9 protein-coding genes are annotated in these 12,134 nt (G+C 63.2%); 1 reads left to right on the forward strand and 8 read right to left on the reverse strand.

The genetic code is table 11. From position 1 onward, the window contains the following. Window positions 1-245: 245 nt before the first annotated feature. The 5 genes from truB to rimP form a co-directional block, all read right to left on the reverse strand. On the reverse strand, window positions 246-1,181 hold the full coding sequence (truB, locus tag HHL24_RS24225) for a tRNA pseudouridine(55) synthase TruB (RefSeq protein WP_169487899.1): 936 nt from the start codon (window positions 1,179-1,181) through the stop codon (window positions 246-248). Window positions 1,182-1,272: 91 nt separating this feature from the next. After that, window positions 1,273-1,638: a 30S ribosome-binding factor RbfA gene (rbfA, locus tag HHL24_RS24230; protein ID WP_028199735.1), complete on the reverse strand. Its 366-nt coding sequence runs from the start codon at window positions 1,636-1,638 to the stop codon at window positions 1,273-1,275. Between the two features lie 204 nt (window positions 1,639-1,842). After that, window positions 1,843-4,809 (reverse strand): translation initiation factor IF-2, encoded by a 2,967-nt coding sequence (gene infB, locus HHL24_RS24235; protein ID WP_169487900.1) that lies wholly within the window; start codon window positions 4,807-4,809, stop codon window positions 1,843-1,845. A 93-nt stretch (window positions 4,810-4,902) separates the two neighbouring features. Beyond that, window positions 4,903-6,378, reverse strand: coding sequence for a transcription termination factor NusA (nusA, locus tag HHL24_RS24240; protein ID WP_168793450.1), 1,476 nt, complete (start codon window positions 6,376-6,378; stop codon window positions 4,903-4,905). Continuing rightward, on the reverse strand, window positions 6,375-6,833 hold the full coding sequence (gene rimP / locus HHL24_RS24245) for a ribosome maturation factor RimP (RefSeq protein WP_120296367.1): 459 nt from the start codon (window positions 6,831-6,833) through the stop codon (window positions 6,375-6,377). The genes nusA and rimP overlap by 4 nt, the downstream gene beginning before the upstream one ends. Window positions 6,834-7,019: 186 nt before the next feature. Between rimP and HHL24_RS24250 the strand changes: the two genes are divergently transcribed. Next, window positions 7,020-7,358: a hypothetical protein gene (locus HHL24_RS24250; RefSeq protein WP_169487901.1), complete on the forward strand. Its 339-nt coding sequence runs from the start codon at window positions 7,020-7,022 to the stop codon at window positions 7,356-7,358. On the opposite strand, the gene rluB is transcribed toward HHL24_RS24250, so the two are convergent. From rluB to HHL24_RS24265, 3 genes are all read right to left on the reverse strand, one after another. Then, window positions 7,355-9,283, reverse strand: a complete 1,929-nt coding sequence (gene rluB / locus HHL24_RS24255; protein WP_169487902.1) for a 23S rRNA pseudouridine(2605) synthase RluB — start codon at window positions 9,281-9,283, stop codon at window positions 7,355-7,357. The genes HHL24_RS24250 and rluB overlap by 4 nt on opposite strands. A gap of 65 nt (window positions 9,284-9,348) precedes the next feature. Further along, window positions 9,349-10,518: an SMC-Scp complex subunit ScpB gene (scpB, locus tag HHL24_RS24260; RefSeq protein WP_169487903.1), complete on the reverse strand. Its 1,170-nt coding sequence runs from the start codon at window positions 10,516-10,518 to the stop codon at window positions 9,349-9,351. Window positions 10,519-10,902: 384 nt separating this feature from the next. Beyond that, a complete protein-coding gene (locus HHL24_RS24265) occupies window positions 10,903-12,126 on the reverse strand; it encodes a pyridoxal phosphate-dependent aminotransferase (RefSeq protein WP_169487976.1) in 1,224 nt (407 codons plus the stop codon). Window positions 12,127-12,134: the final 8 nt, after the last annotated feature.

The raw sequence follows: 12,134 nt of genomic DNA on the forward strand, positions 1-12,134 counted from the left end.
TGTATTTAGATGTAGAAAAAGGCGGGACCGCTGTGTCGGGCGGTCCCGCCTTTTTTGTTGCAGCTACTGACGGTTCGGGTTGGCTTACTACTTGTGTCAGCTTCGACACTCGCCCAGCTTGCGACTAACTCGATTCAGATATCGCGCGTGGCGAGCCACGATGCCGATCCTTCGCCGAGGCTCTCTGCCGTGACGATGCTGAACTTCCACACTCAAGCGCGCCGCGACGATGCCGAACTTCCTCGTTAGCTCGCGGCCGTGACCACGAGCCGCTCCGGCGCCAGCACACCCTCGCCTTGCTTCGCGACGCCAAGCAAACGCCCGTCCGCTGCATAAACGCGCACGCGCGGCGCATTCACCGACTCGCCAGCGATGGTCAATTCGGAGAGCTTCAACCGTTGACCGTGCAGGAAGCGACGAGTCGCGTCTTCGTCCAGTGTGACGAGCGGAAATGTGGAGAGCAATGCATCGACCGGCTGCAGCCACGTATCACGCTCGCTCTCCATCGCATCGGACAACGCGTCGAGCGTTACCGAATTCTCCAGCGTCAGCGCGCCGACGCCCGTACGCCGCAGCGCGACCAGATGCGCACCGCAATCGAGCGCTTCGCCGATATCCTCAGCAAGCGTGCGCACGTACGTGCCTTTGCTGCACGTCACGCGAAACGTCACGTCGGGCAACGCGCAGGCCAGCATGTCGAGCGAGTGAATCGTCACCTGACGCCCTTCCCGCTCGACCGTCTGGCCGGCGCGCGCGTATTCGTAGAGCGGCTTGCCGTCGCGCTTGAGCGCCGAGTACATCGGCGGGACCTGGATGATGTCGCCGAGAAATTTCTGCATCGCCGCCTGGACCGCGGCCTGATCGCAGGTCACGTCGCGCGTGTCGATCGGCTCGCCTTCGGCGTCGCCCGTGGTCGTTCGGATACCGAGGCGCATGGTCGCCTCATAGGTCTTGTCGGCTTCAAGCAGATCTTGCGAAAACTTGGTCGCTTCGCCGAAGCACAGCGGCAAGAGGCCCGTGGCAAGTGGATCGAGCGTGCCGGTGTGGCCCGCCTTCTTGGCCAGGTAGAGACGCTTCGCACGAATCAGCGCGTCGTTGCTCGACAGGCCGAGCGGCTTGTCGAGCAGCAACACGCCGTCGAGCGCGCGACGCGGCACGCGGGGGCGTTGAGGTGCGGTCATGTCAGAAAGACAGGGTCTTCGAAGTGGTCGGAAACAGCGCTAAAGGAACTGCAACGGAGGCATTGCAGCCAGGAGCGCGGAAACGGCGCGCTCAGTCTTCTTTCGCGCGATTGGCGTTCGCCTCGTCGATCAGACGGGACATTTCAACGGCCCGTTCGATCGTCTGATCGTAATGGAAATGCAGCGTCGGCACGGTATGGATATGCAGGCGCTTGAACAGCTGATTGTGCAGATGGCCGGCCGCGTGCTGGAGCGCTTCGAGCGTCTGTTGCGGATCGCCGGTCAGCGTCGTGAAGTAAACCTTCGCGTGCGCGTAGTCTGGCGTCAGCTCGACGCTTTGAATCGTGACGAGGCCAATGCGCGGATCCTTGACCTCGCGCAGCAGCTCGGACAGGTCGCGCTGGATCTGATCGGCGATCTGGACGTTGCGATTGGGAGAAGAACGTTTTTTAGGCATGATGTTTGTGTGATCCGTTCTGACGGATGCAAAAAAGTTGTTCGCGCGCGCCGTGGCGGTTGTTGCCCGGACGGCTATGAAGCGGCTTGATAGCGACTGCAATTCACCGCGGAGCGCAATACGCATAAATGCGCTGGCCCAAAAACAACGGGGCGGAGCGGGCGCTTAAGCCCGCTCCGCCCCGTTGAGCCAATGCCGCGTGAATTACAGCGTACGCGCGACTTCGGTAACCTCGAAGACTTCGAACTGATCGCCTTCGACGATATCGTTGAAGTTCTTGATCGACATACCGCACTCGAAGCCCTGACGGACTTCCTTCACGTCGTCCTTGAAGCGCTTGAGCGAATCGAGTTCGCCCGTGAAGATGACAACGTTGTTGCGCAGCACGCGCACCGACGACGAGCGCTTGACGAAACCGTCCGTGACCATACAGCCGGCCACCGCGCCAATCTTCGGTACCTTGAAGACCTGACGCACTTCGACCGTACCCGTCACGACTTCGCGCTTCTCCGGTGCCAGCATGCCCGACATCGCAGCCTTCACTTCATCTACTGCGTCATAGATGATGTTGTAGTAGCGAATATCGACGCCGTTGGATTCCGCAAGCTTGCGCGCCTGTGCATCCGCACGGGTGTTGAAGCCGATGATGACCGCCTTCGAAGCCGTAGCCAGGTTGACGTCCGACTCGCTGATGCCACCCACGGCGCCGTGCACGATCTGCACGCGAACTTCGTCGGTCGACAGCTTGAGCAGCGACTGCACCAAAGCTTCCTGCGAACCTTGCACGTCGGCCTTGACGATAAGCGGCATGTACGCCACTTCGCCTTCGCCCATCTGTTCCAGCATGTTCTCGAGCTTCGCGGCCTGTTGCTTGGCCAGCTTGACGTCGCGGAACTTGCCTTGACGGAACAGCGCGACTTCACGCGCCTTGCGGTCGTCCGGCATGACGATGACTTCTTCGCCTGCTTGCGGCACTTCCGACAGACCTTGAATCTCAACCGGGATCGACGGGCCTGCCGACTTGGTCGGCTTGCCGGTTTCGTCCAGCATGGCTCGCACGCGACCGTAAGCGCTACCTGCCAGCACCACGTCGCCGCGGTTCAGCGTACCCGACTGGACCAGGATCGTTGCAACCGGACCCTTACCCTTATCGAGCTTCGCTTCGATGACCAGACCCTTAGCCGGCGCTTCGACCGGTGCCTTCAGTTCCAGCACTTCGGCTTGCAGCAGCACGTTTTCCAGCAACTCGTCGATACCCGCGCCGGTTTTCGCCGACACCGACACGAACGGCGAATCGCCACCGTATTCTTCCGGCACGACACCTTCCGCGACGAGTTCCTGCTTGACGCGATCCGGATTCGCATCCGGCTTGTCGATCTTGTTGATCGCGACGACGAGCGGCACGCCGCCAGCCTTCGCGTGGGCAATTGCTTCCTTCGTTTGCGGCATCACGCCGTCGTCGGCTGCAACCACCAGAATCACGATGTCGGTTGCCTTCGCACCGCGAGCACGCATGGCCGTAAATGCTTCGTGGCCCGGCGTATCGAGGAACGTGATGACGCCGCGCGGCGTTTCGACGTGATAGGCGCCGATGTGCTGCGTAATCCCGCCCGCTTCACCCGCTGCAACCTTGGCGCGGCGGATGTAGTCGAGCAGCGAAGTCTTACCGTGGTCGACGTGGCCCATGACCGTGACGACCGGCGGACGCGGCAGTGCTTCTGCGTCCGTGATTTCGCCTTCGACCAGCATTGCTTCCGGATCGTCCAGCTTGGCCGCAACCGCGTGGTGGCCCAGTTCCTCGACGATGATCATCGCCGTTTCCTGGTCCAGCATCTGGTTGATCGTGACCATCTGGCCGAGTTTCATCATCGACTTGATGACTTCCGAGGCCTTCACCGCCATCTTGTGCGCCAGATCGGCGACCGTGATGGTTTCCGGCACGTGCACTTCACGCACGATCGGTTCGGTCGGTGCCTGGAACGTGGTGTTCTGATCCTGATGCTTGCCGCGACCCTTCGGGCCACCGCGCCAGCCGCGATCGACACCGCCGCTCGAATCGCCACGCGTCTTGATACCGCGGCGCTTCGCTGCGTCGTCCTGCCAGCCGCCCTTGCCACCGCCCGGCTTCTTCTTGTCGCCAGCCGACGGCGTGGTCGTTGCAGCCGGAGCCGCAGCAGCCGGCTTCTTGGCTGCCGGACGTGCCGGTGCTGCGCCTTCGGGACGCGCCGGCTTGTGCAGCGTGCCCTTGGCTTCCGCAGCTTTGACCGGCTCAGCGGGCTTCGGTGCCGGTTCCGGCGCCTTGACCTGCGCCTTACGCGGCGTGTTCATCATTTCGCGAATCGCACGCGCTTCGGCTTCTGCCGCCGCACGGCGCTTGCTGATTTCTTCCTGCTCGGCGCGCGTTTTCTCGGCGGCCTGACGCGCTGCGTCTTCCGCTTTCTTCGCCGCTTCGCGTTGTGCCGCGCGTTCTGCCGCAGCACGCTCGTCGTCCTGCTCGCTTTCCTTGGCAACCGCCGGTTCCGCAGCCTTGGCTGCAACCTGTTCAGCTTTCGCCGCCGCCGGCTGGACAGCCTGCGCCGGCTTCGCCGCCTGGGCCTGCTCGCGAGCAGCCGCTTCGGCCGCAGCCGCCGCGCGCTTCTTCGCCGCTTCTTCTTCCGCACGACGGCGCTCGGCTTCGGCAGCCTGCTCGCGCGCCTGACGTTCGGCTTCTTCGCGTTCGAGCTGCTCCTGACGCGCCTTCAACTCCTGAGCCTGCTTTTCGAGCAGCTCGGCTTCGTGACGAGCTTCCTCTTCACGGCGCTGGAGTTCCAGATCGTCGACGTCGGCCTCGGCCACATGATTCGATGCATCGCCGCCTTCAGCGGCGGATTCGTCGCGGCGGACGAAAGTGCGCTTCTTACGCACCTCGACCTGAATGGTGCGAGCTTTACCCGTCGCGTCGGATTGCTTGATCTCCGACGTATGCCGCTTGGTCAGCGTGATCTTGCGCTTGTCCGCATCAGTCGAGCCGTGAGACTTGCGCAAGTGGTCGAGCAGACGCGCCTTGTCCGTTTCGGACAAGCTGTCGTCTTCGCTCGCTTTGGTGACGCCTGCTGCCTGCAGTTGCTCAAGGAGCACGCCTGCTGGCATTTTCAGTTCCGCGGCAAATTGGGCTACGTTGTTACTCGCCATTCATTCCTCTTAATGCAAGGACCGATTCCTTGCGGTTAGCATCTTGTCATGCAGCCTGACGGCCGCTTCAATTTAGTGCGCCATGGTCATTTCTCACTGGAACCAATGTTCACGTGCTTTCATGATCAACGCCTTAGCGGCATCCTCTTCCATTCCGGTCATCTCGACCAGTTCATCCACAGCCAGCTCGGCGAGTTCGTCGCGCGTCTGGATCTGATGTTCGGCAAGCTTGGCGAGCAGGTCGGCATCCATGCCGTCCAGGCTCTTCAGGTCGAGTGCAACATTCTCCACCTTTTCTTCATTCGCGATCGCCAACGTCAACAACGCATCGCGCGAGCGATTACGCAGTTCGTGAACGGTGTCTTCGTCGAATGCTTCGATTTCGAGCATCTCGTTGAGCGGCACATAAGCGATCTCTTCGAGGCTCGTGAAGCCTTCGTCGATCAGGATGTCGGCAACTTCTTCGTCGACATCGAGACGCGCCATGAACAGGTCACGCAGTACGCCGCGCTCCTGATTCTGCTTTTGCGCAGATTCGTCCGGCGTCATGATGTTGATCTGCCAGCCGGTGAGTTCGCTGGCAAGACGCACGTTCTGGCCGCTGCGGCCGATCGCGACCGCCAGTTCGTTTTCGTCTACGACGACGTCCATCGAATGCTTTTCTTCATCGACGACGATCGACTGGACGGCTGCCGGCGCGAGCGCGCCGATCACAAACTGTGCGGGATCTTCCGACCATAGCACGATGTCGACGTTTTCGCCACCAAGCTCGTTACGCACTGCCTGTACACGCGAACCGCGGATACCAACGCAGGTGCCGATCGGATCGATGCGCTTGTCGTAAGCGACCACGCCGATCTTGGCGCGCACGCCCGGATCGCGGGCCGCCGCCTTGATTTCCAGCAGGCCCTGTTCGATTTCCGGCACTTCCATTTCGAACAGCTTCATCAGGAATTCGGGCGCCGTACGCGACAGCTCGATCTGCGGACCGCGAGCGGTGCGATCGACCTTCGCGATGTAGGCGCGCACGCGGTCGCCCACGCGCAGATTTTCCTTCGGAATCAGCTGGTCGCGGCGCAGCAGCGCTTCGACACGGCCGGTTTCGACGATGAAATTGCCCTTATCCAGGCGCTTCACCGAGCCGGTCATGATGTGCTCGCCGCGCTCCAGGAAGTCGTTCAGGATCTGCTCGCGTTCAGCGTCGCGCACCTTCTGCAGGATCACCTGCTTGGCAGCCTGCGCGCCGATCCGGCCGAATTCGATCGACGGCACCGGTTCTTCGATGAACTCATCGAGTTGAATCTCGGGCTTCTGCTCGCGTGCTTCGAACAGCAGAATTTCCTGATCCGGCTCCTGCAAACCGGCTTCGTCCGGCACCACTTTCCAGCGGCGAAACGTTTCGTGTTCGCCGCTTTCACGGTCGATCTGGACGCGGATGTCCGCGTCTTCTTCGAAGAGTTTCTTGGAGGCCGAAGCGAGGGCCGCCTCGAGCGCGGCAAATACCACGTCTTTATCGACGTTCTTCTCGCGTGCCAGCGCATCCACCAGCATCAACACTTCGCGACTCATTGTTTGCGGCTCCTAAAGTCAACTTTCGGAACGAGGCGTGCCTTATCGATATCCGCGACGGTGAAATCGAGCATCGCGGCGCCTTCCTTCCCTTCAAATTCCAGACCGATCGTCTCGCCTTGCGGAGCATGCAGGATGCCCCGGTACGATTTCCGTCCGTCCAATGGCTTTTTCAATGTGATTACCACTTCGCTGCCTGCGAAGCGTTCGAAATCCGCCAGTTTTTTCAGCGGGCGGTCGAGACCCGGCGACGACACTTCAAGCCGCTCGTATTCGATATTTTCGACCGTCAGAACGTGCTGGAGCTGACGCGTGACTTTCTCGCAGTCTTCGATCGCGATGCCGGCCGGCTGGTCGATATAAATACACAACATGCCGCGCCCGGTGCGCTCGAGATCGACGAGCTCGTAGCCGAGTCCCACGACCGTGGTTTCAATCAGTTCCGTCAGTTGCACAGTGCCCTCTAAGATGTTCGCGCGGCGAGACCTGCCGGGTTTGTCTGCAAACACCAATGCGGGCCGCGCGCCAAGCCGGCGCACGTTCGTGCTACCCGAGATGCCGAACCACTTAGAACTGAGCGGCAAAAAAAAATGGGCTAAACGCCCATCATCTTATTACCGGTGGTCGCACCTGAGCCGCACATGAAAAGCCGCACGCCCAGCGACTCCGCGATTGTAGCCATTTTTCGGGACAAACGCAAACCGCAGAACGCCGCGCGAAGCGCATTTCCGCTTGATTTCATGGGAATCTTTCAACGATATGGCGGCGCTGCGGGCCTTTTGCAAGGCGGCTTGCGCCGCCTCAGGCCCGCGCCGGACAAGCAGGGGCAAGAAACTCTGCCCCCACTTTTGCGCACGCCGTGGTTTTATGCGTTACCTGAAACCCGCGGCGCTCGTCGATCGATTCTGACGGTGGCAAAGCGTAAATCGTTGATGAACGATCAGCGGCCAATCGTCATGCCTACATCACTTGCAGCTTAACGGCCTCGCGTACGACCGCGCGGCGCGCCGCCACCGCGATTGGCGCCGCCCGCGCTGGCGTTGCCGCCACCAGCGCGGTTGGCGTTACCGCCACGGCTGCCGCCCGGCCCGCGGCTAACGCCGCCGCTGCCCGGATTGCCACCGGGGCCGCCAGCGCGCTTACCACCGCCCGTCGCACGATTGCCATTACCTGACGGCGCGCGATTGCCGTCGACGTCACCACGGCCGCCACGCGGGCCACCCGTACTGCCGCCACCGCCGCTCATCGGGCCGCTAAAACCGCCAGCACTGCGCCCAGCGCCGCGGTTGCCGTAGCCGCCACCGCCGCCAAAACCACCACCCGCGCCGCCCGTACCGCCACCGAAGCCACCACCCGCCGCACCGCGACGGCCTTGACCGCGCGGCTGCTGTTGGTCGAAACGGCCATGCGACATCAGCACCGGTTCGCGGCTGATGAAGCCCATCGACGTTTGCATCGGATCCGGCTGCTTACGCTCCGGCGCCTCTCTGCGGCTGCCCTTTTCTTCCGACGGCGCCTTCAGGCCGACTGACGCCATCAGCGCGCGCACCTGATTGTCTTCCAGCTCTTCCCAGCGACCGCGCTTCAAGCCTTTCGGCAGCGAAATCGGGCCATGACGCGTGCGGATCAGGCGGCTGACCATCAGGCCGGCCGCTTCGAACATACGACGCACTTCGCGATTACGCCCTTCGGCGAGCGCGACGTGATACCAATGATTGGTGCCCTCGCCGCCGCCGTCGCGGATGCGCAGGAAATTCGCCGGGCCGTCTTCGAGCTCGACGCCGTGCAACAGCTTCTGACGCATGCCCTCAGCCAGCTCGCCGACCACGCGCACCGCATATTCACGCTCGACGCTGTAACGCGGATGCATGAAACGGTTGGCCAGATCGCCCGAGGTGGTCAGCATCAGCAGGCCTTCGGTGTTGAAGTCGAGGCGGCCGACCGCGAGCCACTTGGCGGTCTTCATCGGCGGCAGCTTGTCGAACACCGACGGGCGGCCTTCCGGATCGGCGTGGCTGACGATTTCGCCAGTCGGTTTGTGATACAGCAGCACGCGCGGCGGCTTGTTGGCCAGCTTGCGCTTGACCGGCTTGCCGTTGATGCGGACCTGGTCGGTCGGCATGATGCGTTGGCCGATGTGGGCCGGCTCACCGTTCACCGACACACGGCCGGCGACGATCAGTTCTTCCATATCGCGGCGCGAACCCATGCCGGCTTCGGCCAGCACTTTGTGCAGCTTCGGCGCGTCGTCGTCCGCTGCCAGAACACGCTTGGGCGCGGCCGGCTTGCCACGGCGCAGCATCGGGGCGCGCACGCCGCCGGTGGTGCTGTTGTCCGCATCGAATGCGGGCGACGTGACGTACGAGAACAGGTCGTCCGGGCTCGCTTCGGTTGCGACTGCCACCGGTGCTTCGCCGGCACGGCGATTCTGACGCTGACCGCCTTCGCGCGGCTGACGCTCACGCGGTCCACCTTCACGCTGCCCTTCACGTTGACCTTCGCGAGGTCCGCCCTCGCGGGGCGCACCTTCACGTTGACCACCCTCGCGCTTCGCGCCGCCCGCATTGCGGCGCGGGCCCTGGCCCTTGGCGCCTGCATCCTTGCGCGGCATGCGCACCTGCGCGACCACCTCGCCGTCCGGCGGCGCTTCGGTGACGACCGGCGCGTCTTGCGCGGGCGCGCCTTCGGCGCCCTTCGTCTTCGCTCCGGCGCGGCGCCGCGCGATCAGGCTGCGCGGTCCGCGACGCAGGCCGCGGCGCGGACGGTCTTCGCCGTCTGCTTCCGTGGTCTGCGCCGGGCGCTCGCCCTCGCCTGCCGACGCTTGCGTGGTGCGCGCTTCGTCGGCGCGTGCCGACGGCACGGCGCGCTCGGATTCGGACGAATCGGTGTCGTGGGTATGTGTCAAAACAACCTCAAAATGTCAGGTCGCGCACGCCCGTTGCGGGCGCGGCAAAAAAAAGTTCGGTTACGTCAGGCGCTGCGCGACTCGGGTTCGTCGTCGGTCAGAATGCCTGCGTCCTGCGCCGCATCGCGACGACCCTCAGGATCGCCGTGCGCCGCCGTGGTCGGGTTCGGCTCGGCGGCGTGCTCCGTATCGCGGAGTACGCCCGAGTCGTGCGCGGGTATTGCCGGATCGGCCAGGGAGACCGGATCGTGATTCAGTGCGGGCTCGGCAGCGCCGGCCTGCGGTTCAACCTGTAGCTCAACGCTTGCCGCTTCGGCATGTTCTTGCTCGGCCGGGGCGGCGGCAGCATCCTGATGCGACTCGGGTGCCGGCGCGACATTCGCCTCGCCATGCGTTGCTTCGACAGGTTCAACTGCCTCGTTTGCTTCGTCCACCCCGCTTGCCTCAGTCAACTCCGCGTGCTGCGTCTCATCGACTGGCGCTTGATGCTCTCCAGCGTTTTCGCCAGCGATTTCCGTTCCCGCTGCCTCGCCTGCTTCTTCGACGTGACCGCTATCGGCACCCTCGCCGGGCGATCCGCCCACTTCAGCCGCTGTCTCGCCTGTGGCGGAGTCCACCTGCTCGGCGAGCACGCCCTCTTCTCCAGATGCCAATGCCTGTGCGGCCTCGATCTCGGAAAATTCGATCGCATGCTGACCGAGCAGATCCGCGTTCAGCTGCGCCGACGGATCGGCGAGCGGCGGCAATTCGTCGAGCGCCTTCAGGCCGAGGTCGTCGAGAAACTGCCGCGTGGTCGCGTACAGCGCCGGACGGCCTGGCACATCACGATGGCCGATCACTTCGATCCAGCCGCGATCCTCGAGTTGCTTGACGACCTGCGTATTCACGGTGACGCCGCGAATCTCTTCGATATCGCCGCGCGTGACCGGTTGCCTGTACGCAATGATCGCGAGCGTCTCGAGCACCGCGCGCGAATATTTCGGCGGCTTCTCAGGATGCAAACGATCCAGGTACGAACGCATCGCGGGCTTGCTTTGAAATCGCCAGCCCGACGCCAGCCCGACCAGCTCCACACCGCGCCCAGACCAATCCTGCTTGAGGTCTTCGAGCAAATTCCGGACAGTGTCTGCCGACACGCCGTCGGCAAAGAGCTTGCGCAGATCGCCGAGCTTTAACGGCTCCTGTGCGCAGATCAAGGCAGTCTCGAGGACGATCTTCGCCTCTTGGGTATTCATGCAGCTAGGTCAGACCCTGTGGTCAAAGAACCGGATCAAACAGACGATGTGGAACTGAAGACGCGCTCGCCCGATTCTGATCGGTCATATTGATGGGAGCACGCACCGGGGGGAGGCGAAACAGGCAATCGAGCCAAACCCAGCCGGACGGAGCAGCGATATTCCTGAAAGGAATCGCGTGACTGAGCGCCATATTACGCAAAAACAATCAGTGCGTAAAGACGAAATCCCCGGCGCATTTTTCAGCCATGCCTCAACTTGCCCGCGAAACAGGAAAAGCTGGCGGAAATGAACAGGAATCGGACCGCAAGAGGCCTGCAATCGGCCCGCAATCGACCCGGAAGACCCATAAGCCGCCGGCCCGCCTGCCCACTCCGCCGCGGCTCAATGCGCGCCATGTTGCGCCAGGAACCGCTTCAGACGCTCAACACCCGCGTCGAGCCGGACCGTATCGCAGGCGTAGCACCAGCGCACGAAGCCCTCGCCTTCGGGGCCGAATGCGCTGCCGGGCGCCACGCCCAAGCCCACTTCGCGCACCATGGCCTTGCAGAGCTCGAGGCTGCGCGACGCACCCGGCATCGAGAAAAACAGATACATCGCCCCGGGCGGCGTCTTCACGTCAACACCCGGCACGGCGGATAGCGCCCGCACCAGATGGTCACGCGACGCCTTCAGGTCGAGCACCAGCTCCTGCGTGAAGCGCTCGCCCTGCTGGACGGCTGCGATGCCCGCCTGCTGGACGAAAGCCGGTGCGCACGACGTGTTGTATTCGACCAGCTTGCCCAGATCGTCCATCAGCGAGGCCGGCGCGACGATCCAGCCAAGCCGCCAGCCGGTCATCAGCCACGCCTTGGAAAACGAGTTCACGCAGATCACGCGCTCGTCGCGCGAGGCCAGATCGAGAAACGACGGCGCCGTGCGCGAATGGGCACCGCGCGTGCCGGAATCGGCGTCCGCGTAATAAAGACGCTCGTAGACTTCGTCGGCGACGATCCAGATGCCGTGGCGACGGCAATGCGCCAGCACGGCGCGCTGCTCGTCGCGGCTCATCACCCAGCCGGTCGGATTGTTCGGCGAGTTGATCAGGAGCATCTTCGTATCCGGCGTCAACGCCGCCAGCAGCTGCTCGACATCGAGTTGCCAGCCTCGTTCACCGTAGCCCAGTGCGACGGTTTCCACATGCGCGCCCAGAATCTTGGGAATCTCGACCAGATTCGGCCACAGCGGCGTTACCGCGACGACTCGGTCACCCGCGCCCACTACCAACTGCGCGGCCAGCATCAACGCGTTGACACCGGCGCTCGTCACCGCAATGTGATCGGGCGATGTCGTCCCGTGCAACCCGCTGACGTAGCCGGCGAGCGCCGCACGCAGCGGTGCAATGCCCAGGTTATGCGTATAGAAGGTAGCGCCGGCGGTCAACGCGGCGCTGGCGGCGTCGCGGATGAAGGCCGGGGTTACCCGGTCGGACTCGCCGAACCAGAACGGCAACACGTCTGCGACACCGAAACCGGCATTCGCGACTTCACGGATCTGCGAAGGACGCAGTGCGCGCACGGCATCGCGCGCGTTGGGGACGGAGGGCACAGGCAGATCCGATTCGCTCATCGAGACTT

Source organism: Paraburkholderia polaris (genome assembly GCF_012927345.1).
Lineage (GTDB): Bacteria > Pseudomonadota > Gammaproteobacteria > Burkholderiales > Burkholderiaceae > Paraburkholderia > Paraburkholderia polaris.

What these genes read in the sequence shown, in the direction of transcription:
- truB (WP_169487899.1), bottom strand. Translation starts at nt 1,181, where the DNA reads ATGACCGCACCTCAACGCCCCCGCGTGCCGCGTCGCGCGCTCGACGGC.
- rbfA (WP_028199735.1), bottom strand. Translation starts at nt 1,638, where the DNA reads ATGCCTAAAAAACGTTCTTCTCCCAATCGCAACGTCCAGATCGCCGAT.
- infB (WP_169487900.1), bottom strand. Translation starts at nt 4,809, where the DNA reads ATGGCGAGTAACAACGTAGCCCAATTTGCCGCGGAACTGAAAATGCCA.
- nusA (WP_168793450.1), bottom strand. Translation starts at nt 6,378, where the DNA reads ATGAGTCGCGAAGTGTTGATGCTGGTGGATGCGCTGGCACGCGAGAAG.
- HHL24_RS24250 (WP_169487901.1), top strand. Translation starts at nt 7,020, where the DNA reads ATGAAAAGCCGCACGCCCAGCGACTCCGCGATTGTAGCCATTTTTCGG.
- scpB (WP_169487903.1), bottom strand. Translation starts at nt 10,518, where the DNA reads ATGAATACCCAAGAGGCGAAGATCGTCCTCGAGACTGCCTTGATCTGC.
- HHL24_RS24265 (WP_169487976.1), bottom strand. Translation starts at nt 12,126, where the DNA reads ATGAGCGAATCGGATCTGCCTGTGCCCTCCGTCCCCAACGCGCGCGAT.